The sequence below is a fragment of the Blautia sp. DFI.6.71 genome, from assembly GCF_020593585.1.
GTDB classification, from domain to species: domain Bacteria; phylum Bacillota; class Clostridia; order Lachnospirales; family Lachnospiraceae; genus Blautia_A; species Blautia_A wexlerae.
The window spans coordinates 1-286 of sequence record NZ_JAJDMJ010000189.1; the positions used below are offsets into that span (position 1 = coordinate 1).

1 pseudogene is annotated in these 286 nt (G+C 49.0%); it reads left to right on the top strand.

Annotation, left to right across the window (positions count from 1 at the left end):
- Positions 1–286, top strand: a pseudogene (locus LJE12_RS19840) (IS200/IS605 family accessory protein TnpB-related protein); the annotation flags it as partial.

Genomic DNA, 286 nt, shown 5'->3' on the forward strand with positions numbered 1-286 from the left:
AGAAAACCATGCAGATGTGATCGTGTTCGAGTATCTGGAGATGCAGGGGAAGATACCGGGAAAGAAAAAGCAGAAACTGCACCTGTGGAGAAAGCGGGATATCCAAAGACGCTGTGAACATCAGGCACACAGGAAAAGGATGCGGGTATCCCGGATCTGTGCATGGAACACCAGCAGACTGGCTTATGATGGTTCCGGGGCGGTAACACGTGACTGGGAAGATTACAGCCGCTGTACTTTCCAGACAGGAAAACGATATAATTGTGACCTGTCAGCATCCTATAAT